Source organism: Devosia salina, assembly GCF_019504385.1.
Taxonomy (GTDB): domain Bacteria; phylum Pseudomonadota; class Alphaproteobacteria; order Rhizobiales; family Devosiaceae; genus Devosia; species Devosia salina.
The window spans coordinates 225,955-249,050 of record NZ_CP080590.1 but is presented as its reverse complement, the minus strand read 5'-3'; the positions used below and the strand labels follow the sequence as shown (position 1 = coordinate 249,050).

19 protein-coding genes are annotated in these 23,096 nt (G+C 64.2%); 7 read left to right on the top strand and 12 right to left on the bottom strand.

Annotation, left to right across the window (positions count from 1 at the left end):
- Positions 1–217 precede the first annotated feature (217 nt).
- Both K1X15_RS01255 and K1X15_RS01250 read left to right on the top strand, forming a co-directional pair.
- On the top strand, positions 218–964 hold the full coding sequence (locus K1X15_RS01255; RefSeq protein WP_220305715.1) for a TSUP family transporter: 747 nt from the start codon (positions 218–220) through the stop codon (positions 962–964).
- Positions 965–1,285: 321 nt separating this feature from the next.
- Positions 1,286–2,197, top strand: coding sequence for a LysR family transcriptional regulator (locus K1X15_RS01250; RefSeq protein ID WP_220305714.1), 912 nt, complete (start codon positions 1,286–1,288; stop codon positions 2,195–2,197).
- Between the two features lie 19 nt (positions 2,198–2,216).
- On the opposite strand, the gene K1X15_RS01245 is transcribed toward K1X15_RS01250, so the two are convergent.
- Complete coding sequence (locus K1X15_RS01245) at positions 2,217–3,956, bottom strand: PAS domain S-box protein (RefSeq protein ID WP_220305713.1); 1,740 nt, start codon at positions 3,954–3,956, stop codon at positions 2,217–2,219.
- A gap of 68 nt (positions 3,957–4,024) precedes the next feature.
- Complete coding sequence (locus K1X15_RS01240; RefSeq protein WP_220305712.1) at positions 4,025–4,855, bottom strand: sugar phosphate isomerase/epimerase family protein; 831 nt, start codon at positions 4,853–4,855, stop codon at positions 4,025–4,027.
- A gap of 128 nt (positions 4,856–4,983) precedes the next feature.
- On the opposite strand from K1X15_RS01240, the gene eat reads away from it, so the two are divergent.
- Entirely contained in the window at positions 4,984–6,477 is a 1,494-nt protein-coding gene (eat, locus tag K1X15_RS01235; RefSeq protein ID WP_220305711.1) for an ethanolamine permease, read from the top strand.
- Between the two features lie 98 nt (positions 6,478–6,575).
- Here eat and K1X15_RS01230 read toward each other — a convergent pair whose 3' ends face one another.
- From K1X15_RS01230 to K1X15_RS01220, 3 genes are all read right to left on the bottom strand, one after another.
- Entirely contained in the window at positions 6,576–7,640 is a 1,065-nt protein-coding gene (locus K1X15_RS01230; protein ID WP_220305710.1) for a D-TA family PLP-dependent enzyme, read from the bottom strand.
- A complete protein-coding gene (locus K1X15_RS01225) occupies positions 7,637–8,413 on the bottom strand; it encodes an SDR family oxidoreductase (RefSeq protein WP_220305709.1) in 777 nt (258 codons plus the stop codon). Before K1X15_RS01225 ends, K1X15_RS01230 begins: the two co-directional genes overlap by 4 nt.
- Positions 8,414–8,556: 143 nt before the next feature.
- On the bottom strand, positions 8,557–8,940 hold the full coding sequence (locus tag K1X15_RS01220; protein ID WP_220305708.1) for a RidA family protein: 384 nt from the start codon (positions 8,938–8,940) through the stop codon (positions 8,557–8,559).
- 179 nt (positions 8,941–9,119) lie between these two features.
- Here K1X15_RS01220 and K1X15_RS01215 point away from each other — a divergent pair, with 179 nt between their 5' ends.
- Positions 9,120–10,577 carry a M81 family metallopeptidase gene (locus K1X15_RS01215; RefSeq protein WP_220305707.1) on the top strand — a complete coding sequence of 486 codons (1,458 nt, stop codon included), beginning with the start codon at positions 9,120–9,122 and terminating at the stop codon, positions 10,575–10,577.
- A 175-nt stretch (positions 10,578–10,752) separates the two neighbouring features.
- Here the strand turns inward: K1X15_RS01215 and K1X15_RS01210 are convergent, their stop codons facing one another.
- From K1X15_RS01210 to K1X15_RS01180, 7 genes are all read right to left on the bottom strand, one after another.
- On the bottom strand, positions 10,753–12,759 hold the full coding sequence (locus tag K1X15_RS01210; RefSeq protein WP_220305706.1) for a beta-N-acetylhexosaminidase: 2,007 nt from the start codon (positions 12,757–12,759) through the stop codon (positions 10,753–10,755).
- Positions 12,760–12,953: 194 nt separating this feature from the next.
- Entirely contained in the window at positions 12,954–13,820 is an 867-nt protein-coding gene (locus K1X15_RS01205) for a MurR/RpiR family transcriptional regulator (RefSeq protein ID WP_220305705.1), read from the bottom strand.
- An 85-nt stretch (positions 13,821–13,905) separates the two neighbouring features.
- Positions 13,906–14,982, bottom strand: a complete 1,077-nt coding sequence (locus K1X15_RS01200) for an ABC transporter ATP-binding protein (RefSeq protein ID WP_220305704.1) — start codon at positions 14,980–14,982, stop codon at positions 13,906–13,908.
- A 74-nt stretch (positions 14,983–15,056) separates the two neighbouring features.
- Positions 15,057–16,250, bottom strand: a complete 1,194-nt coding sequence (locus K1X15_RS01195; RefSeq protein WP_220307381.1) for an ABC transporter substrate-binding protein — start codon at positions 16,248–16,250, stop codon at positions 15,057–15,059.
- 117 nt (positions 16,251–16,367) lie between these two features.
- Positions 16,368–17,210, bottom strand: coding sequence for a carbohydrate ABC transporter permease (locus tag K1X15_RS01190; protein ID WP_220307380.1), 843 nt, complete (start codon positions 17,208–17,210; stop codon positions 16,368–16,370).
- A 101-nt stretch (positions 17,211–17,311) separates the two neighbouring features.
- The gene (locus K1X15_RS01185; protein ID WP_220305703.1) at positions 17,312–18,199 is read right to left on the bottom strand and encodes a carbohydrate ABC transporter permease; all 888 of its coding nucleotides are present in this window, start codon (positions 18,197–18,199) and stop codon (positions 17,312–17,314) included.
- An 11-nt stretch (positions 18,200–18,210) separates the two neighbouring features.
- The gene (locus K1X15_RS01180; RefSeq protein ID WP_220305702.1) at positions 18,211–19,365 is read right to left on the bottom strand and encodes a Gfo/Idh/MocA family protein; all 1,155 of its coding nucleotides are present in this window, start codon (positions 19,363–19,365) and stop codon (positions 18,211–18,213) included.
- Between the two features lie 369 nt (positions 19,366–19,734).
- Here K1X15_RS01180 and K1X15_RS01175 point away from each other — a divergent pair, with 369 nt between their 5' ends.
- The 3 genes from K1X15_RS01175 to K1X15_RS01165 all read left to right on the top strand — a co-directional run bounded on the left by K1X15_RS01175 (position 19,735) and on the right by K1X15_RS01165 (position 23,067).
- Positions 19,735–20,229 carry a hypothetical protein gene (locus K1X15_RS01175; RefSeq protein WP_220305701.1) on the top strand — a complete coding sequence of 165 codons (495 nt, stop codon included), beginning with the start codon at positions 19,735–19,737 and terminating at the stop codon, positions 20,227–20,229.
- A 217-nt stretch (positions 20,230–20,446) separates the two neighbouring features.
- A complete protein-coding gene (locus tag K1X15_RS01170; RefSeq protein ID WP_240549617.1) occupies positions 20,447–21,634 on the top strand; it encodes an MFS transporter in 1,188 nt (395 codons plus the stop codon).
- On the top strand, positions 21,634–23,067 hold the full coding sequence (locus tag K1X15_RS01165; RefSeq protein ID WP_220305700.1) for a M81 family metallopeptidase: 1,434 nt from the start codon (positions 21,634–21,636) through the stop codon (positions 23,065–23,067). The genes K1X15_RS01170 and K1X15_RS01165 overlap by 1 nt, the downstream gene beginning before the upstream one ends.
- Positions 23,068–23,096 lie beyond the last annotated feature (29 nt).

Genomic DNA, 23,096 nt, shown 5'->3' with positions numbered 1-23,096 from the left:
GACCCGAAGGGGAGAGGCGGGAGGACCGTCAACGGGCCATCGGGCAAATCAAAAACTCGCGCCCACTATAAAAATCGGAATGCGCGTTCCATTCAAGATGCAATCTGCGCAAAAAATGCAACGTTACAAAGAAAGTGTGACATTGGCATGACCCCTTGCCGAAGCGGTGGTGGCCGAAGGGGCATGGAGAGCGCATCAGTGTGGCAGGAGATTGCCCATGCTGCCGCTGCTGACCGCTGCGCTTGTCGCCCTTTGCGTGTTCCTGACCTCGACGCTGTCGGGCGTGTTCGGCATGGCCGGCGGGCTGGTCTTGCTGGCGGTCCTGCTGGCCATGCTGCCGGTCGCCACCGCCATTGCGGTGCAGGGGGCCATCCAGATCGTCGCCAATGGCTCACGCGCCTGGTTTTCGCGCGAGCATATCGACTGGCGGGTGCTGGGTGTGATCTGCCTGGGGCTGGCTGCAGCGGCGCTGGCGCTCTACATCCTGCGCTACACACCCGACCTGGCGACCGTCTGCATCGCCATCGGCCTCATGCCGATCCTGGTGTGGATTCCCAAGCACTGGTTGGCGCTCGATGCCAGCAAGCCGCACCACGCCTTTCTCTGCGGGTTCCTGGGCGGGGGGCTGAACCTGGCCGTCGGCGCCTCCGGCCCGACCGTCGACATCTTCTTCATCCGCACGCTGATGGACCGGCGCAAGATCATTGCCACCAAGGCGGCGACACAGGTGATCTCGCATGCGGCCAAGGTGATGTTCTATGGCGGCCTGGCGACGGCCATGAGCGGCAATGACTGGTTGCTGGTGGTGATTGCCGCGCCCTTTGCGGTGGCGGGAACCAATCTCGGCTACCACATCTTGCAGCGCATGAGCGATGACGGCTTCCGCGCCTGGACCCGCTGGGTGGTGACCGGCATAGGCCTGTTCTATCTTGGGCGCGGCATCTTGCTTCTGGCGGGCGGCTAGCTCTATCTCTTTGTTTTGTCGCGCTTTCGAACCGCAAAAGTGGCGTCCACTTTTGCTGAAAGCGCTCCAGGAATTTCTGTGCCTGAAGTGAATGGTCCTTGGGTCAGGCCCGAGGACGGAACGCGGGGGGTTGAGCGTCCGCGCAGCCACCGAAGCCGGTTCCCACTTTTCCGGGCGATGCAAATCTGTTGAAGCATCGCCTTCGTCCGAAAACCGGTTCCCACTTTTTGGGGCGATGCAAATCTGTTGACGCATCGGCTTTCCCGGAAAACCGGTTCCCACTTTTCCGGGCGATGCTCTATGGTGCCCGGGGGAGACGACATGACACCTTTCGACAGCGTAACCGCACGCCTCATCCTGCTTCTGGCGGAAACCGGCTCGATTGGGCGCGCCGCAGAGCGGGAGGGCATCGCCTCCTCTGCGGTCAGCAGGCGGGTTTCGGATCTCGAAGGGCGGCTGGGCGTGGTGCTGTTCGACCGCTCCGCCCATGGGGTCAAGCTGACCAAGGCCGGCGAGGCTTATGCCGAAGGCTGCCGGACGGTTTTGCGCTCGATCGCCGACCTTGACGCCATCATGGATGATTTCGGTTCGGGCCATCGGGGCAGCCTCAGGCTGGCCTGCACCAGTTCGGCGCTGACCGGCCGGTTGCCGGAACTGCTCGCCAAGTTCGCCGCCAAATATCCGGGCATCGAGATCGCGATTTCCGAGATGGGCGCCGCCAAGGCGCTGCTGGCGCTCGATGAGGGACAGGCCGACATCGCCATCGTCTCGGACAATTACGATTTTTCCCGCTTTGAAATCCGGCCCTTCGAGGATGAACGGGTATGGGTGCTGGTGCCGCCCGAGCATGAACTGGCCGGCGCCATCGCGCCGCGCAAATCGGTCAGCTTCGCCACGGTGCTTCCGCATGCCATTGTGGGCATCCACCACGCGGGTTCGCTCGACCGCCTCTTGAGCGAGGCTGCCGAAAAGCAGGGAAAGAAGCTGACCGAGGCCTTGCGGGTCGAGAGTTTCCCGGCCCTGGTGCGCATGGTCGAGGCGGGCTTCGGCATCGGCTTCCTGCGCTCCACGAGCCTGCATCTGCTGGCGGGCACGGACCTGGTCTGCGCCCCCCTGGCCGAGCCATGGGCCATGCGGCAATTGCTGGTGGCCCGGCGCAAGTCCAGCCCCTTGTCGGCCGCCATGAAGAGCTTTGTGGCGCTCTGCGCCGAAACCTATCTTCCCTCGGCATAGGCCATTCTGCGCGCTTCGATCAGCGCCCCTGCCGCTGCGCCATTTCGGGATAGGCAACCACGCAGCCCCTGCCCTTGGCCTTGGCAGCATAGCAGGCCGCGTCGGCCTCACCCATGAAGCCGAGCGGGGAGGCAGGCGCGCCGGTGATCATCGTCACCCCCGCACTGGCACCGATGCGATAGCTGCGCCCCACCCAGGAAAATTCCAGCGCCCCAATGGCGCGAACAATCTTTTCGGCGACCCCGCGACCATTCTCGATACTGCAGTCCTCGAGGATCACCGCGAACTCGTCGCCACCGATGCGCGCCGCCATGTCGTGACTGCGGCACACGCCCCTGATGGTCTGGCCCACCTGGCGCAGCAAGGCGTCGCCTGCGGCATGGCCGGCCGTGTCGTTGACCGGCTTGAAGCGGTCCAGGTCGAGATAGATCAGGCAGTGCCGGCCGGAGCGATGACGGGCACCGGTGATGGCGTCGGAGAGGGCGCGCTCGAAGGCGGCGCGATTGGGCAGGCCGGTCAGGGCATCATGGGCCGCAGAATGGGCCAGCTGGCGCTGCAGCGCGCGGCTCTGCGTCACGTCCTGGAACACCAGCACGGCGCCGGTCAGCACACCGGCCTCGCCCAATACCGGGGAGGCGGTACAGCGAATGTCCCGCTGCGGGCCATCGAAGGCGCAGAGGACGCTGTCATCGTCCACGCGCACCTGGCTGGTCCTGTCGAGGCAGGCCCGGACCGGGCACGGCAGCGCGCCATTTCCGCTTTCGCTGCGCAGGCGGAAGACCTGGTCGACCGGGCGCCCGACCGCCTGGGCAGCGCTGAGACCCAGGAGCTTTTCCGCGGCTGGATTGATGAACACCACGCGGGCATCGAGATCGGTCGAGATCATGCCGTCGGCCATGGATTCCAGCGTCACGCGCAGCCGTTCCTTCTCGGCGGCCAGTTCCTGTTCCATGATCTTGAGGCGGGTGATGTCGGTATCGGTGCCGATGGTTCGGATGGGATTGCCGTCCTCGTCCCACTCCACGGGGCGGCCCCGGCTCAGGATCCAGACATAGCTGCCGTCGCGCTTGCGCTCGCGATATTCGAGGGCATCAAAATCGCTGTCGCCCTGGTCCTGCTTGTCGACATTGGCAAGGATATGCGGCCGGTCGTCCGGATGCACCCGTTCGAGCCATTGCTGGCGGTCGCCATCCACCACTTCGTCGGGCGGAATGCCGCGCATGAGGCGCCACATGCGCGAATAGAACATGGTGTCCTTGCGGATGTCGTGATCCCACACACCCTGCCGCGCGCTTTCGAGCGCAAAATTCCACCGGCTTTCCGAATAGGCCAGGGCCTCCTCGGCGCGCTTCTGCAATTCAATGCTGGTGAGCTGGACGATCAATTGCCGGGGGGCGCCGGGCGGGTCCTCCAGCAGCGTTGCTGCCACCATGACCCAGAGCAGGCTGCCATCGGCATGGCGCCAGCGATGTTCGCCGCGATAATGCCGGGTTTCGCCGCGCGCCAACCGATCGAAATGCAGCCAGGCCGCAGCGACATTCTCGCTGTCCACCAGGTCGAGAACGTTGAGGGCGAGATCATCGGTCCAGTGATAGCCCAGGAGCTCGCCAAAGGCGCGATTGGCGTAGCAGATCCGGCCGGTGAGATCGGCGACCACCATGCCCACAGGGGCCGCATCGAGCAGGCGTGCCAAAGCGGCACCGGCCCGCGGCAGGCGCGCCGGTCGTGTTGGGGCAAGGGGCTTCGGGGCCGTGCTCATCCGGACATGATCACCCGACCAGGCTTAACAACTGGCTTCGCGGCCATCACATTTTCGTCCTGCCGTGCCTAGGCCAGGCGTGACAGGATGAAATCCCGCTCTTGTGAGAGGCCATGCCATTCGGAGGGATGGTCGGCATCGAAGATCAACGTATAGGGACCTGTATAGCCGGCCTCCTCGGCGACGCCGACACAGAGGCCATAATCGGCTTCGTCCATCTGCCCGTCGGCAAAGCTGGCCTTGGCATGGCAGAGTTCGGCGCGCGGGAAGATCGACTTCAGCCCTTCATATTTGTCCGGCCCGGTCCAGTTGCCGAAATCGGCCAGGAGGCCCACCTGGCCGTCAAGCCGATCGAGTAGTTCATGCACGGCCGCCGGGGTGGAGAGCAGGTCGAACCAGTTTTCGGTAAAGAGCCTCAGCGGCGAGCCGGCATTGGCGGCCAGGAGAGTGCGGAAACCGGCGGCCGAGCGGGCGATGGTTTCCGGCGTCGGCTTCTGTTTGCCGGCGATGATGCGGGCGTTTTCGGCTCCCAGCGCGTTGGCGACATCCACCCAGCCGGCGATCCAGCGCGTATCGCGCTCGCCATGGACCGGGTCGGTCATGTCGCCATCGTCGATGAGCAGCGTCTGCAGCGTCACCCCCGATACGTGGAGCTGGTCGCGCAATTCGCCCAGATAGACCGGGTCACGGCTGCGCAGGTGGAAGGAGACGATTTCGAGCCGGTGATAGCCGTGATTGGCCAGCACCGAAGGCAAGCCGAGCAGGGATTCCTCGCCCTCACCGTAACGGTCATTGCCCTCGCCCACCGCATCGGTGGTCAGGTCGTGGGGATAGATCGTGCCCAGCAAATGGTGCAGCGACCAGGTGGATATTGCGATGCGCTGGTTTGGATCGGCCATTCGCGACTCCTCTTTTGGGGAGAGACTTCCACGCCAGCCAGAACCGCGCAAGGCGGGAGAATAATCGTTGACTTGACCATTGGGCTCGCGCCACCTGCCCGCTACAAAACGCAATGGGGGCATTGGCGATGCGTGAGAGCGGACAAGGGCGCGGCGTGGTCTATGCCGGCCGCGACAGGGCCTATTTCGACCGGCGAGGCCTAATGCGCCACGCCAATGCCTGGCACCTCTGGGCACTGGGTGTGGGCGCCGTCATTTCGGGGCATTTTTCCGGCTGGAACGGCGGCCTGCTGCAGGGCGGCTGGGGCGGCATGCTGGTGGCGACCCTGATCATCGGGCTGATGTATCTGGGCCTGACCTTCGCCATTGCCGAAATGAGCCCGGCCCTGCCCCATACCGGGGGCGCCTATTCCTTCGCCCGCACCGCCATGGGCCCCTGGGGCGGGTTCCTGACCGGCCTCACCGAGAATGTCGAATATGTGCTGGCGCCCGCCGTCATCGCCTTCTTCATCGGCACCTATATGACCGGCATCTTCGAGACGCCCGAAGCCTGGCAGCCGGCCTGGTGGGTGGGGTGCTATGTGCTGTTCGTGGGGCTCAATATCTGGGGCGTGGCGCTGAGCTTCCGTGTCACCCTGCTGGTCACGCTACTGGCCCTGGCGTGTCTGGTCGTCTTCTGGATCTCCGCCCTGCCCCATATCGACTTCATGCGCTTCGCGCTCGATGTCGGGCCGGGCGGCACCAGACTGCCCGAAGGCAATGGCCCGTTTCTGCCCAATGGGGTCATGGGCATCTTCACGGCCATGCCCTTTGCGGTGTGGCTGTTCCTGGCCATCGAGCAATTGCCGCTGGCGGCCGAAGAAAGCATGGACCCCAAGCGCGACATGCCGCGCGGCATCCTGCTGGGGTTCCTCACCCTCTCGGTATCGGCGCTGGCGGTGTTGACGCTCAATCCCTCGGTGGCGGGCGTCGGCTCGTTTGCGCTGAGCGGGTCGGGCGAGCCGCTGCTGGACGGGTTCCGGGCCATCTATGGCGATGGGCTGGCCAAGGTGCTGGCCCTGGTGGCGGTGCTGGGGCTCGTCGCCTCGTTCCACACCGTGGTCTTCGCGCAGGGACGGCAGATCTTCTCGCTGAGCCGGGCCGGCTACTTCCCCACCTTTCTCTCGCTCACCCATGACCGGCGCCGCACCCCCCATCTGGCCATGGTGTTCGGCGCCATTGTGGGGCTGGTGGTGCTCACGGCCATCTGGCTCTTCGCCGGGGAGGAAAATCGCGGCTCGCTGATCGGCTTCACCCTGCTCAATATGGCCGTGTTCGGGGCAATGCTGAGCTACATCATGCAATCGATCAGCTTCATCCTGCTCCGACGCAAACTGCCCGATATCGAGCGGCCATTCCGCAACCCGCTGGGCGTGCCGGGTGCGGTGGCGACGATCATGATCGCCAGTGTGACGCTGTGGTTCCAGGTCACGGGCGATCCGACCTATCGCGCCGGGATCATCGGGGTGGCGCTGTGGTTTGCGGTCTGCGTGGGCTATTTCGCCCTTATCGGGCGGCACCACCTGATCCTTTCACCGGAAGAGGAATTCGCGCTCGAGCACGGGAGCGGCGGGAAGCGCTAGAGCGTTTTCAGCAAAAGTGGACACCACTTTTGCGGTTCGAAAGCGCGACCAAACAAGAATAGAGCTCCCATTCTGATGCAATCAGAATGGGAAATGCGCTAGTCCACCCGGCCGCGGGCGGCGACCGTCAGGGTTTCCACCAGTTCCCCATCGCGGATCAGGTTGACCCTGTCGAACAGGTTGGTCACCGGGCAGCAGTGATTGGGGATGATGCGGATGACATCGCCGATCCTGGGTTTCGTCGCGCAGGCCGAGACGTCGAGCGTCCCGTGTTCCTCGCTGAGGCCGGTGACCTTGGCGTCGGGAAACTCGACGACATGACCATGACCGATGAGCCCAAGCAGGTCGCTGGTCAGCGCCTTGGAGCCGGCATCGATGATGGCGCGGTTCTCGGTGGGCCGGGACACCACCGTGGCCAGCACGGTCAGGGCGCAATCGTCGAAGCTGGCGGCGCCGGCGGCGACCTGGGAGCGGTCCATATAGATATAGGTGCCGGGCCGGTATTCGGTGGCGACGCGGGCGGCCTCGTCCATGTGCCAGATGTCGGGCGTGCCCCCGGTGGTGATGGCGGGCAGGTCAATACCGGCAGCGGAAAAGGCCGATCTGGCATTGGTCAGCCATTGGGCCGCCTCATGATATTTGCCGGCGGCCGGATAGGTCATGAGGCCGGCAAAGGCGAGACCGGGCGCCGCGATGATGGCGCGGGCCAGCGCAACGGCCGCTTCGGGCGATTGCACGCCGCAGCGGCCCATGCCGGTGTCACATTCGACAAAGACGCCGAGCGGGTGATCCGGATCGGTGAAGGTCGTGGCAAGGCCGGCCACACAGTCGGCGCTGTCGGCCACGGTGCGGATGGTCACCCGCTCATGCAGGGCCTTGAGGCGCTTCAGCTTGGCCGCGCCGATGATGTTGAACGTCAAAAGCAGGTCATTGAGACCGGCGTCGGCCATGACCTCGGCTTCGCCGAGCTTCTGCACGGTGATGCCGACGGCCCCCAGTTCCACCTGCCGCCGGGCGAAATAGGGGAGCTTGTGGGTCTTGATGTGGGGCCGCAGCGCAATGCCGGCCTTGTCGGCACCGTCCTGGGCCTTTCTGAGATTGGCTTCGGCGCGATCGAGATCGATCAGTACGGCTGGGGTGTCGAGTTCGGAAAAATGGGTCATTTGGCCCTCAGGACTTCGTTGACGAAGCGCAGATTGCCCGCGGTGAGGCCGGCATCGACGGGAATGGTCACGCCGGTAATGCCCGAGGCGGCATCGGAGGCCAGGAACAAGGCAGCATTGGCCACTTCCTGCGGGCTGACCATGCGCCCCAGCGGGTAATGCGGCAGGACATTGTCGAGCAGGTTCGGATTGGCGGCGAGGCGATGGTCCCACGCCGGGGTGCGCACCGAGCCGGGCGCCACCACATTGGCGCGGACGCCTTCACCGCCACGCTCGACGGCAATGGCCTTGGCATAGGCGATCAGCCCCGCCTTGGCCGCCGAATAGGCCGGATTGCCGAAATGCTGGAGGGCATTGACCGAGGAGATGAACACCACATTGCCAGAACCGCGTTTCGCCATGGCCTCGATGATCGGATCGGTCAGCGCATAGGCGCCGTTGAGATTGATGGCCATTTCGCTGGCCCAGACCGCATCATCGAGCTGGCCCAGATGTTCGGCGCGGGTGAAGCCGGCATTGGCGATGACCGCATCGACGGCGCCATTGGCGGCGATATCGGCCAGAATTGCGGCCCGGGTGGCCGCCGCATCGGCCTGGTCGAAGATGACGCTGCGGGTGAGCGGCAGGCCTTCGAGCATGGCCGGATCGCGATCGGCCCCGACGACTTGGGCGCCTGCGGCGTGAAAGCTCTCGACAAGCGTACGGCCAATGCCGCCACCGGCGCCGGAGATGAGGACGGTCTTGCCGTCCAGACGAAAGGGGGAATTGGTCATTGCTCGTTCATCCTGCACAATCGAACCCCCACCCTTGCCCCCCACAAGGAGGAGGGAGACGATGAACACCGGCCCTTGATCCTGCGCCTCCCTCCCCTTGATGGGGAGGGAATGAGGGTGGGGTGAGGCCGGGTGCACCAGCCCTAGGGTCCCTTATAGGCCACGCATTCGATCTCGACCTTGCAGTCGACCATCATGTGGCTCTGCACGCAGGCGCGGGCCGGCGGGTGCTCGCCGAAATAGGACTTGTAGACGGCATTGAAGCTCCAGAAGTCACGCGGGTCGTCGAGCCAGACCCCGCAGCGCACCACATGTTCGAGCCCGTAGCCGGCCTCTTCGAGGATGGCGATGAGGTTCTTGATGGTCAGATGCGTCTGCTCGATGATGCCGGTGCCGACGATCTCGCCGTCCTTCATGGCCACCTGGCCCGACACATAGAGCCAGCCGCCGGCCTCGACCGCACGAGCGAAGGGCAGGTTCTGGCCACCGGCCCCGGACTTTTCCGCACCATAGCGCTTGATCGGCATTCTGCTCTCCTTTGATGAAATTGAATTTCGTTACCAGCGCTGTTTATAGCGCGATTTCCAGATTTTTGGGACAATCTCCACGCCAGAATGTAAATTTCTTACGTGAATAGCGGCTCGCCATGGTGTAGCCTGCGATCCAACTCCCTATTTGTATCCCGTTTCAGCCGGAAATCAGTCCCTTGCGCCTTTTCACCGCCGCCCTCGCCACCGAGACCAATACCTTTTCTCCCATTGCGATCGACAAGCGGGCATTTGAGGCCTCGCTGCACGCCAAGCCGGGGCAACATCCGGTGACGCCGACATTGTGCACGGCCCCCATCACGGTGGGGCGCGAGGTCTGTGCCCGTGAGGGCTGGACGCTGATCGAAGGCACGGCCAGCTGGGCCGACCCGGCGGGCCTGGTGGCCCAGGCGACCTATGAGGAATTGCGGGACGAGATCATCGGCCAATTGCATGCGGCCATGCCGGTCGACGGGGTGGTGCTGGGCCTGCATGGCGCCATGGTGGCGCAGGGCTATGACGATCCCGAGGGGGATCTGCTGACCCGTATCCGCGCCATTGTCGGTCCGGACGTGCTGGTCTGCGCCGAACTCGATCCGCATAGCCACCTCACCGCCAAACGCGCCGCGGCCGCGGATTTCTTCGTCTACTTCAAGGAGTTCCCGCATACAGACTTCGTCGACCGGGCGCGTGACCTGTGGTCCATCGCCGTGCGGACGCTCAAGGGCGAGATCCAGCCCGTGATGAGCATATTCGATTGCCGGATGATCGACGTCTTCCCCACCTCCAAGCAGCCCATGCGCGGCTTTGTCGACGGGCTGACGGCGCTCGAACAATCCGAGCCGGGGCTGCTCTCGCTCTCGGTGGTGCACGGCTTCATGGCCGGGGACGTGCCGGAAATGGGCACCAAGCTGGTCGCCATCACTGACGGCCAGCCGGAAATGGGCGCGGCGCTGGCCGAAAAACTGGGCCGGGAGCTGTTTGCCATGCGCGGCACCTTCATGGTCAGCCAGGTGGACGAGAAGACCGCCGTGGACGCGGCCCTTGCCGCGCCGAAGGGGCCGGTGGTGATCGCCGATGTCTGGGACAATCCGGGCGGCGGCACGGCGGGTGATGCCACGGTGATCCTCAGCGAGCTGATTGCGCGCGGCGTCACCGATGTGGCCGTCGGCACCATCTGGGACCCGATTGCCGTGCAGATCTGCTTTGCCGCCGGAGAAGGCGCGGTCGTCCCGCTGCGCTTCGGCGCCAAGTCGGCGCCGCATACCGGCCTGCCGGTGGATGCGCGGGTGACGGTGAAGCGCCTGGTGCGCAATGCGGAGATGAAGTTCGGCGACAGCTTCGCGCCCTTCGGCGACGCGGCCTGGATCCACTTTGACGGGATCGACGTGATCCTCAATTCCACCCGCGCCCAGAGCTTTGACCCCAGCCTGTTCTCCGCGCTGGGCATCGAGCCGACCTCGCGGAAAATCCTGCTGATCAAGTCGACCAATCATTTCTACGACTCGTTTTCCAGGATCGCTTCCGAGATCGTCTACTGTTCGGCCGGCAAGCCCTATCCCAACCGCCCGGCGGAGACTGACTATCGCAAGGCACGGCGCGATATCTGGCCGATGGTGGAGAATCCTTGGCTTTGAGCCGTGCCGGAGGCAAATCCGCTCCGGTGGAGCGGATTTAGGCGAGAAGGCCATGAGAGCTATGCTCGAGTGGCGGGTACCAGTTCACCCCACCCTAGCTCTGCTACGGACCTGCGGTCCGAGCGACGCTACCCTCCCCATCTAGGGGAGGGAGACGCACCGCACGAGCTAAGAGTTACTCCGCAGCCCAGTGACCGTACATGATCGGCATGAGACCAACCATGGACTTGAAGCGCTCCCAGCTCTTGCGCTCGGGCAGGGTCCAGCCGGCTTCGGCGATGGCCGAGAGGCGCGGGAAGACCAGGCGGTCGAAAATGGCGCGGTCGGTCATGCTCTCGGACCAGATGCAGCTCTGGATGCCCTTGAGGTGCTTGAGGCCCTGTTCGGAAAAGCCGGCGCGGGCTTCGAACTCATAGGTTTCCTGCGGGCCGGACCAGCCGGCCCAGCCGGCGCCCGGCTCGGACCAGGAGACGCCATTGGCCATGTCGAGATAGTAGCGCTGGCCGGGCGAGACGACGATGTCGAAGCCGCGTTCGGCGAGCGCCGCGTTGATCTCCACATTGCGCCAGCCGATGACATAGGAACTGGCCTTGTCGACGGCATCGCCATGGGCCGCCTCTTCCCAGCCGCCGGTAATGGCGCCCTTGGACGTGATATAGGCATGGACGCGCTTGATGAACTCGGCCTGGAGGATGGCCGTGGGCGAGCCCTCGATCTCGTCGGCGCCGTGGTGATTGCCGAGCTGGTTGAACTGGGCCTCGTGCTTGGCCCGCATGGCGGGGCCGGCCAGCTTTTCGAGCATGTCGAGCGCCAGGGGCGAACCGGACCAGGCCGCCAGCGGCACTTCATCGGCGCCGAGATGGAAGATGCCGGCGGGGAACAGCTCCAGCGTCTCGTCGATCACCTTTTCAACGAAGGCATAGACCGGCTCATGCGCGGGGTTGAGGCTGTTATTGGGGAAGCCCTGGACCGACTGGTACTCGCCCTTTTCATTGGGGTCGCGCAGTTCGGGCAGCGCCTGCAGGGCCGCATAGAAATGGCCCGGCATGTCGATTTCGGGAATGACGGCGATGGCCAGGTCATCGGCCAGGGCGACGATCTCGCGCACCGCGGCCTTGCTGTAATAGCCGCCTGTCGGCTGCGGGCCGGAGCCGAGCAGCGGCGGCAGCGCCTTGCCGTGGCCGCGCCAGGCAGCGATTTCGGTGAGGGCGGGATAGGCGTCGATTTCGAGGCGCCAGGCCTCGTCCTCGGTCAGGTGCCAGTGGAACTTGTTCATCTTGTTCCAGGCCATGATGCGGATGAGCCGGCTGACTTCGGCGCCGGTATAGAATTGGCGGGCCACGTCGAGATGGCTGCCACGGAACTCGAAGCCCGGCTCGTCCCTGATGGTCCCGGCGGTGGGGAAGAGGAAGGTCGACGGATATTGGCGCGCGCCGCGCAGCATGTGCCCGAGGGTCACCAGGCCATAGAAGAGGCCTTGCCTTGTGGTGGCGGAGACCGTGGCACTGTTCTCCGCAAAGGCGATTTCATAGGCCTCGGCGCCAAGGCCTGCCTTTTCCACCACATGCACCGGCATGCCGGCTTCCGAGGCGGGGCGGACGATGGCTTCGACCGGGAAGAGTTCGGCGGTGAGATCGGCGAAGGCGTCGGCGGCGCGGATAGCCAGGTCGCCCACGGGCTTGAGGTCAAAGCCGACCGGGGCAATGCGGCTGCCCTTGGTGTCGACATGGCGGGGCCAGGGGATGATGGAATGGGGCGCGGGCGCCTTGGCCGGAACCGGGAAGCGCGCCGCCCCCTTGAGCAGCGGCGAATTTTGGCCCTTGCCCTTGGTCGGAGCGGTGGGGATGGCGACAATCTCGCCGCCCTCGAGCACCACATAGGCCGAATTGGCGCCATCGCTCCAATGACGAAGGCCATAGGACAGGCCCCGCGCCGTCGCCGTCCAGGTCTCGCCCGGCTGCAGCACGAAACCGTCGGGCGGGGCGATCAGCGTGTGGTTGGAGAGGCGCTTCAAAAGCTTGCCGTTCTCCAGCGTGGCGTGCGGGTCGATCCGCGCCGGGCCGGAAAAGCCGAGCTGGAAATTGGAGACGGGCGCGTCGGCATTATTGGTCAGCTCGATGCCATAGCCGAGCGGCTCGCTGTCGGTGGCCGGAGACCAGGTGGTGACGAGGGAAAACGACATGATGAGAGTCCTTGCAAAACAGGCAATGCGAAAGGGGCCAAAGCGCAGGGCGCGCGCCGGGCTACTCCCTCCCCCTTGCGGGGAGGGTTGGGGTGGGGGGCCTCATGGGCAGGGTTTGCGTGGCGCACCCCCACCCATCCTCCCCCGTCAAGGGGGAGGAGCAATATCGAGTTCGCACGAGCGTCGGGACCAAACTAATCCCCCAGCGGCTGGGCGTCGTCGCCATCGCGATTGACGACGAGCTGGTGCTTGATGCGGCGCATGCTGGCGACGGCCGAGGCGCCGAGGCGCGCGGCAATGGTCTGGCTGAGAATGTCCACCGTGGCGAGAAAGGCATAGCGGCCGGGTGTCGGGCGCAGGATGTCCTGGTTTTCGCGCCACAGCACAGGCAGCAGGATGTCGGCCTGCTCGGCCATCATCGAGCCGGGGCGGGTGACCACGATGCGGGTCATGCCGTATTCACCGGCCACGCCCAGCGCCTTGACCAGCGGCAGATTGTTGCCCGACAGCGAATAAGCGATGATCACGGTGCCGGCAGGTGCGGAGGCTGCCCGCATCATCTGCACCTGGTGGTCGGTGGAGGCGGTGACCTTGAGGCCCAGCCGGAAGAAGCGCGCCTCGGTCTCATTGGCCATCATCGAGGAGGAGCCGCCCGAGCCGAAACTCAGCACGAAACTCGACTTGACCAGCGATTCCGCCGCGCGCTCGATGGCGTCGAAATCGAGGCTGTCAAAGGCGTCGTAGATAGTGGACTGAATGCCGTTGACCACGCCCTGGGCGATCTCGCGCACGCTCGATGGTCCCGAGGCCGGCGCGAAATAGCGCTGCCCGACGAAGCGGGACTGGGCCAGGCGCACCTTGAAATCGGCATAGCTGTCGCAACCGAGACGCCGGCAGAAGCGGGTGACGGTCGGGGGTGACACGTCGGCCTGTGCGGCCAGGTCGACAATGCTCATCTTGAGCACGCTGTCGACATCGGCCAGCACGATCTCCGTCAGAGCCCGCTCGGAGCGCGTGAACGCGTCCTTTTCGGTCTGCAGCAGGCCTACGATATCCAGCATCGTGCGTCCCTCTCAGCCGGCGCGGCTCAGGCGTTTGCGGGAGACAGGCTTGCCCCGAAATCCCGCAGCGCCGCCCCCCGAAGCCCTAGTACACGGCCATGCCCTTGGCGTCGAACAGATGCACCTGGGCGATGTCGAAGCCCACGCGGATCGTCTTGCCGTCCTCGAGGTCCGGATTGCCCTCGAACAGGCCGATGAAGTTCTCGCCACCGGGCAGCGTCGAATAGGAAATGGTGTGGATGCCCAGATGCTCGACGATATTGGGGGTGGTCTCGATGGTGAACTGGCCCTGGGCGAGCGCGAGGTGTTCGGGGCGGATGCCCAGGGTCACGTCCTGTCCCGCCACGGCGGTATTGGTGCGCGGCAGCTCGATCACGCCCAGGCTTCCCAGGTCGACCGTTACGGTGGTGCCATTGGCGGCACGCACCTTGCCATTGATGAAGTTCATCTTGGGCGAGCCGATAAAGCCGGCGACAAAGAGATTGTCGGGCTTGTGGTAGAGCTGCAGGGGCGAGCCGACCTGGCTGATTTCCCCGGCATTGAGCACCACGATCTTGTCGGCCATGGTCATGGCCTCGATCTGGTCGTGGGTCACGTAGATCATGGTCGAACCGAGGCGCTTGTGCAGCTCCATCAATTCGATGCGCATTTCCGAGCGCAGTGCCGCATCCAGATTGGAGAGCGGCTCGTCGAAGAGGAAAATCTTGGGCTGGCGCACGATGGCGCGGCCGATGGCGACGCGCTGGCGCTGGCCACCGGACAACTGGCCGGGGCGATGCTGCAAACGGCTCTCGAGCTGGAGCACCTTGGCGGCGGCCTGGACGCGATTGTCGACTTCGGCCTGGGGGAGTTTTTCCACGCGCAGGGGGAAGGCGATGTTTTCATAGACGGTCATATGCGGGTAGAGCGCATAGGACTGGAACACCATGGCGATGCCGCGCTGGACGGGCGGCAGGTCGTTGACGATATTGCCGCCAATCTCGATCTGGCCGGCGCTGACGTCCTCGAGCCCGGCGATCATGCGCAGCAGGGTGGACTTGCCGCACCCCGAAGGGCCGACAAAGACAACGAACTCACCTTCGCTGACGTCCAGGTCGATGCCCTTGATGATGCGGGCTTCGTTGAAGGACTTTTCGAGGCGCTTGAGGCTCAGCTGCGACATTGTTTGCGGCTCCGCAGAGAATGGGAGGGATGCCGCCGCCCCGAAGGGCGACGGCGGCAGGTCGGGAGGGACCCTTACTTGTACTGCTCGAGTTCGGCAGCGGCCTTTTCCAGGGCAGCCTGGGGTTCGGCAGCGCCGGTCACGACCGACTGGACCATTTCGATCATGGTGTTCTGCAGGCCGATATAGTCGGTGAACAGCGGCTCGGGGCCACCAAACTCGATACCGTCCAGGAACGGCTTCCAGTAGGGGGTCTCGGCAACCAGCTCATCGGAGTGGATCGGGCGCAGCGGGGTCAGGCCCTGGGCCATTTCGGCATCCCACTGGCGTTCGCCATCGGTGATGTACTTGGCCAGGCTAATGGCCTGCTCTTCAACGCCGGTGCCCTTGAACACGGCCAGGGCGTCGGTGATCAGCAGGGTGCCGGGACCCTTGGCATCCGGACCGAGCGGCAGCGGGGCAACACCCCAGTTCATGCCGGCTTCCTCGGCGCGCAGGGCCGCACCGACCGAGGCTTCGATCATGGCAACGCCACCGTCGAGCCAGATGGCGCGGACTTCGTTCTGCTCGTAGGCGGTCGGGCCTTCTTCCGAGTAGGGGATGATGTCGCGCAGGGCGGTGAGGGCCGCCAGGACCTGCGGGGAGTTCAGCGTGATATTGCCATCAGCATCGATCACCAGGCCGTCATTGGTGTAAACCCAATGGAGGAACTGGTGCATGGTGTTGTCGAAGGTCTTGGCAACAGCACCATAGCCGGCGGCATCGGTGTTCTCGGTGATCTGCTTGGCGAAAGCGATCTTTTCTTCCCAGGTCTTGGGCGGGGTGTCTGGATCAAGGCCGGCTTCCTCGAACAGGTCCTTGTTCCAGAACAGGGCCTTGGTCGAGAACGCCACCGGAACGCCCCACTGGGTGCCGTCGAAGGTGACGGTATCGGGCACGTAATTGTAGTAGGCGGCCTTTTCCTCATCGGTCATCGGCACCGGAACGATCAGGTCGTTCTGGGCGAACTGCTTGAGGGTACGCGAGCCGACATAGGCCAGGGCGACCGGGGTGCCGGCAGCGGCCAGCGTGGTCACCTTGTCCTGGCACTGGCCCCAGCCCACGATCTCGGGCACGACCTTGTAACCGGGATTGGCAGCTTCCCACTCGGCGAAGTAGTCGGCATAGCCGGCGGTCAGTTCGTCACCGCAGTTGATGAAGGTGATTTCCTTGTCCTGGGCAAAAGCCGCCGGGGCAGCGCCGGCCAGAGCCAGCATGGACACGGCCATCAAACCGATTGTCTTTTTCACTTGGTAGTCTCCCTTGATTGTGGGCCCCTCGGCCCTTTCCGGAGGCCGCCCGGAGTTTGCTTGAAACGCCGGGACGATCTCCAAACTCGTTGTCTGTTACTGTTTCACGGCACCGGCGGTCAGACCGGCGACGAGGTAGCGCTGCAGGAACACGATGACGATCATGACCGGCAGGATGCCGACGAAGGACGCCGCCATCAGCTCGTTCCAGACCACTTCCTGCTTGCCGAAGAAGGCGAACAGCCCGATCGGCAGCGGCATGAACTCGGTCTTTGAGTTGAAGGTCAGCGCAAAGATGAACTGCTGGGCGTAGGCGCCGATGAAGGTCATGATGGCGACCACTACGATGCCCGGCATGGCCAGCGGCAGGATGACCCGGCGCAGGGTATAGAGGCGTGATGCGCCGTCGACCCAGGCGGCCTCGTCCAGCTCGCGGGGGATGCGCATCATATAGGTGCGCAGCAGCCAGACGGACGAGGGAATAAGGAAGGCGGCGCCGGGCACGATCATGGCCCAATAGGTGTTGAGCAGGCCCATGGTCCGCATCAGGCGGAACAGCGGGATCAGCAGCACGGCGCCGGAGAACATGTTCACCGCGAGGAACCCGGCCAGCATCAGCCCGGCGCCGGCGAAGCTGAAGCGGGCGAAGGCATAGGCCGCCGGCACCACGATGGCGACGACGATCAGCGTCACCACGGTGGAGATGAAGAAGGAATTGAAGATGTGCATGCCCAGCATGGGGACCGAGGTCCACATGTTGAAATAGGCGTCGAAAGAGCCGTTCTTGGGAATGAAGCTGTAGGGCGTCGAAAACAGCTGCGCCAGCGGCTTGAGCGAGACCAGGAAGCCTTCAATGAAGGGCGCCAGCACGAAGAACAGGAAGACGGCAATGCCCAGATAGAGCCCCACCACCTCGTACCACTTGTAGCGGTCGATCATCGGGCGGGAGGCGGACCAGAGGCCGCGGCGGGCCTTGGCCTGGGGCGTGACGCTGGCCTTGCTGTCAGCGGCGGCGACTTCGGTGGAACGGGCGACGTCGCTCATTTGGCTTCTCCCTGCTGGAGCTTGCGGACGGCGCGGAAGTAGACGATGCAGAACATGGTCACGAAGATGGAGATGACCACGGCGCGGGCGGCGCCTTCACCGTATTTCCGGGAGCCCATGGCGGTCTTGTAGGTGTCGATGATCATCGTGGTGGTCGAGCCGGACGGACCGCCCTGGGTGAGGATCCAGATGATGTCGAAGGAATTGAAGGTGGCGATGAGCGAGAGCAGGCTCATGGTGATGATCGCCGGCACCATCAGCGGCAGGGTGATGCGGCGCAGGCGGTAGAAGCGGCCCGCCCCGTCGGTCCAGGCGGCCTCGTGCAGGTCCCGGGGGATCGACTGCATGGCGGCCAGGAAATAGATGGTGACCATGGGCACGCCGATCCACACGTCGGTGACGATGGTCGCCCAGAAGGCGGTGTCGCCATAGGCCAGCCAGGCAACCGGCCCGTCGATGATGCCGAAGTTCTGCAACAGGCCCGAGATCATCCCGAACTGGCCGTTATACATCCAGCCCCACATGAAGATGCCGATGGCCATGGGCACGATCCAGGGCGGCATGGTGAGGATGCGGAAGACCATCTGGCCGGGGATGGCAGCATTGAGCAGCACCGCGCCGCACATGCCGATGATCATCTTTATGGAGACCGAGAAGAAGGTCCAGATGAAGGTGCGGATGATGACTTCGGTGAAATTGCCGGCGCCGAAGATGCGCTGGTAATTGGCCCAGCCGACAAAATCATAGCCGGGCCGCAGGGAGGCATTGGTGAAGGAGAGAATGATCGTGTCGACCAGCGGGTAGGCCACGATGGTCAGGATATAGATCAGTGCCGGAGCCAGCAGGGCGAGGGCGAAGAGGGTGGCGCTTCTGGTGCTGGTCATCGGCTGTCTCCTCAGTGCCCGCGGCCAAGGGCAGCATCGAAGCGCTGCCAGATGGGGGTCATGTCGATCACGGACTTGGTGCGCATCGCCTCGTCCATGGAGAGAGCCAGAAGGCCCGCCTCCAATGCATCGGTTACCGAGACAGGCAGCGGCACCCCGTCGAGCACGTGCTTGAGGATATCCTCGGCCATCTGCTCGTCGGCGCCATAGTGCTGGCTGAGCTCGGAGGTCTGGTAGGTCTTGTCCTCGAGCCGGTCGGAAGTGCGCGCGTCGGTGACCTTGAAATAGTTGCGGATGAAGTCGCCTTCCGCCATGCCCTTGGCGCCGATCACCGCGAAGCGGCGGAAATCGTCGGGCACGTTCATATTGGTGTGGAAGGTCAGCGCCGCACCGTTTTCGTACTGCACGATGGCGGTCTGGAAATCGATGATGTCGCCGTCGCTGTCGAAGACCTTGTCGCTGCCCTGCCAGCCGGACGGCTTGCGGTGATAGACATTGAGGTCGTTGACGCCGGCGCCCTGGGGGGCGTTTTCCGGGGTGAAGCTCTTGCGCCCGCCGAAGCTGGCAACGAAACGCGGCCGGCAGCCCATGACGCCATTATAGAGATCGAGGTCGTGGCAGCATTTTTCGAGCATGAAGCTGCCCGAATATTGCTGGTAGCGGCGCCAGTCGCGCATGAAGAAGGCGCCATGATAGGGCGGGATGGTCTCGGACGCCTCGATCGAGGTGATGTCGCCCAGCTTGCCCTCGGCCTGCGCCTTGCGCAGATCGACATAGAGCGGGGCATAGCGCAGCACCAGCCCGACCATGACATTGTCCGAGCCGTATTTGCCGATCAGTTCGGCCAGCGCCATGGTGTCTTCCACCGAGGTCACCACCGGCTTCTCGGCAAAGATCTTCATGCCGCGCTCGAGGCCGATGCGAATGTGCTCGAGATGGAGGTGGTTGGGCGAGCCGACCATGAGCAGGTCGAGATTGCCCTCGTCGATCATCTGCTCGAGGCTGTCATAGGACTTACCGACCGAGACACCATGCTCGGTCGCATAGGCCAGGCCGGCCGGCGCCGGGTCCACATAGCCAACGATCTCGAAATCGCCCCGCGCCACGGAAAACACTCGGGCCAGATACCCAAGACGATAGCCAAGGCCGATAATGCCTACCCGCATAACCCTGCCGTTCCCTGTTCTTATTAATTCCGCCGGTCTCTTGCGGACCGGTGTCGTTTGTGTAAACGATTTTCAAGACTAGGCGCCTTCTCAACGCAATGTCAACACACATTCGACGCCAATACAATACCAATTTAAGCCACCCCATGAATCTGCCCAAACGCGCGGCACTTTGCTGTATTTCTAAGCGTTTGAGGGCGACATTGGAGCGCAAGGGGTGTGGACAAAACACCGGATTGGGCGCAGCATGTCGCAATTGGTATCCATGTGGCCTCTTTCAGGAGACGGCATGGTGATGGCAAGTGTGAAAATTTGAAACAGAATGGTGAACGTGCCTCAACACGTCACTTATTCAACAAGAGACCAGAGATGAGCCTTTCGACCAACCCCTTTCCCGACGATGCCGACCGTTCGGCCATCTGGACCATGCTCGTGCCGCGGGACATCAAGGCCTATGTCAATGCCGACTGGTCGATGGTGGCAGACGATTTCGTGGCGGGTGATTTCATGGGGATCAACGGCAACGGGAAGGATAATCCCGATGGCTGGACCATCAGTTTCCCGACCCTCGCCGAATATCGCGACGAATGGCTGCGCCAGGCGCATGAGGGGCAGAAGACCGAATATGCCGAGGATGTCGAGGCGGGCATTCACCGTGCCACCAGCCTCACCGAAATCGAGATCAGCGGCGAACGGGCCGTGGCGCACAAGAAATTCAACGGTGAGATCAAGAAGGCCGATGGTGGCGTGGACCGGCTCAACTGGCAGACGCTCTATTTCTGCCGCAAGGTTGCGGGGCAGTGGAAGCTGACCGGGTTCGTCGGCTACCTGCCGTTTCCGATGGGCTCGGCATCGTCCCGGTAGGGCAAATCGCTCCAGTGGAGCGATTTGAGATGACGAGGCCATGAGAGCTACGCTCGGCCCCCTCATCCGCCCTTCGGGCACCTTCTCCCACAAGGGGAGAAGGGAGACACAGAGTTCAAAAGACCACCGGCACCCCCCTCTCCCCTTATGGGAGAGGGTGGATCGGCCAAAGGCCGAGACGGGTGAGGGGTCTCTTTCCCCAGCGAGATGCAGCTTCATGTCCTTCCTCTCTCCCCAGCGCCTGGTCATGCTGGTTTTCTTTCTCCAGCCCGTGGCCTTCGGGTCCTGGCTGCCGCGCATTCCCGAAGTGCAGTCCGCCATGGGCCTGGGGCCTGCAGCGTTGGCGCTGGCATTGCTCGGCATGCCGGTGGGAACCTTGCTGACGCTGCCCTTTGCCGGCCCGCTGGTGGGCCGGATCGGCGCCCGCAGCGCCATCATCACCGGTTTCGTCCTCTATTCGCTCGCTGCCAGCCTGCCGGTGCTCGCGCCCGATCCCATCCTGCTCTTTGTTGCCCTGATGCTGGCGGGCTCGTCGATCTCGTTTGTCGAACTGGGCCTCAATGTGCAGGCGGACCTGGTGGAAAAATCCACCGGCAAGCTGATCATGAACACCTCGCACGGGTGCTGGTCGCTCGGCATCATGGTGGGGAGCCTTGTCGGCTCGGGCTTTGCCGCTGCCGGCATCGCCCCCGCCATCGCCGTGCCACTGCTGGCGGCCATCGTCCTGCCTGTGGCCCTGGCAGCCGGCATCGCCCTGCCCCGTCTCCATGACGCCGCGCCACAGGGGGAAACCCAGCGCTCCGCCTGGTCGCTGCCGAGCCCGGCATTGATCGGGGTCTGCCTCTTCGTTTTCGGCATCACCATGACCGAGGGCGCCATGGCCGACTGGTCGGCCATATTCCTGCGCGATGCCTTGAGCGCCGAAGGGGGGCTGGTGGGCCTCGGCTATTCGGTCTTTGCCTTCATGGTGGCCGCCGGACGCTTTGGCGGCGATTTCCTCAAGCGGCGGCTGGGCAGCGTCAACACCGCCCGGCTCTGCGGCGCGCTGGCGGTATTGGGCGCGGCATTGCTGTTCCTGGCGCCAAGCGTCGAACTGGCGCTGATCGGCTTCGGCACGATCGGGGTGGGCGTCTCGGTGGGCTTCCCGCTGGCCGTGACGGCCGCAGCCGGTATCGGCGACCGCGCCGCCTCGGCCAATGTGGCCGTGCTCTCCTTCGTGGCACTGACCGGCTTTCTCATCGGCCCACCGCTGATCGGCTTCGTCGCCGAGCACAGCGATATCCGCCTCGGGATCGCCTGCGTCATCCCCATGCTGGTCGTCAGCCTGTTCCTCACTGGTCGCCTCAAGCCGCGGCCGGTGAAAACTGCCCATAACCCCGAAGCCGAAATTCCCGGAGTGCTCTAGTGAAGATCGCCGTTGCCGGGCTGCATACCGAATGCAGCACCTATAATCCTGTCATCGCCCGCGAAGCCGATTTCCGGGCGTTGCGCGGCCCCGCCATGCTCAAGGACCAGTATTTCGACTTCCTGACGCATTTTCCGGCCGAGTTCGTCACCCTTCTCCATGCCCGCGCCATTGCCGGCGGGCCGGTGGAGCGGGCACTCTATGAGCGCTGGAAGAGTGAAATTCTCGATGGGCTGAGGGCCGCCCTGCCGCTCGATGGGGTGTATCTGGCCATGCATGGCGCCATGTTCGTCGAGGGCCTGTTCGATGCCGAGGGCGATTTCATTTCGGCGGTCCGCGAGGTGGTCGGGCCCGATGTGCTGATCTCGGCCAGCTATGACCTTCATGGCAATATTTCCCAGCGCATCGTGGATGGGCTGGACATGTTCTCCACCTATCGCACCGCGCCCCATATCGATGTGCAGGACACCATGCGCCGCGCCGTCACCATGCTGGTGCGGGCGCTGAGGACCGGCGTGAAGCCGGTACTCGCCTGGGCGCCGGTGCCGGTGCTGCTGCCGGGCGAGCGCACCTCCACGCAGGATGAACCGGCGCGCACGTTCTACACCCAGCTCCATGAGATCGAGGAGCCGACCGGCATCTGGGATGCGAGCTTCCAGGTCGGCTATGTCTGGGCCGACGAGCCGCGCGCCACCGCCTGCGCCGTGGTGACAGGAACGGACCGCGCGGCCATCGCCAAGGCCGCCACCCATCTGGCGCAGAACTATTGGGACATCCGCGAGGGCTTCGTCTTCGGCATGGAGACCGGCTCGATCGAGGAATGCGTGGATCGCGCCGTCGCCAGCAAGACCCATCCGGTGGTGCTGGCCGAATCGGGAGACAACCCCACCGGCGGCGGTGTCGGTGATCGCGCCGAGGTACTGGCGGCGCTGATGGCGAAAGATGCGCAGGGCGTGATCTTTGCCGGCATTGCCGACAAGGCCGCCACCGATACCGCCTATGCGGCGGGCGTCGGTGCCCGAGTGCAACTGCATATCGGGGCGAGCCTTGATCCCTCAAGCACGCCAGTCGATGCCGAGGCCGAGGTGCGGTTTCTTCTTGAGACTGATCAAGAGCGCCTGCGCGAAGCCGTGGTGCGGATCGGGGGCATCGAGCTGGTGCTCACTGCCCGTCGCCGGCCGTTCCACAATATTGCGGACTTCACCAAGCTCGGGCTCGATCCGCATGGGGCAAAAATCATCGCCGTGAAATCGGGTTACCTCTCGCCCGAACTGGGACCCATTGCCAATCCGGGCATCATGGCGCTGTCACCGGGCGTGGTTGACCAGTTCGTGGAGCGCACGGAGCGAAAACACACGCCGCGCCCGAGCTTTCCGTTTGATCGGGATTTTGAGTTTGTGCCGGTGGTGAAGTGGTCGGCAAGGGCCGAATAGCCTAAGAGCGTTCAGGCATGGGAGGTGTC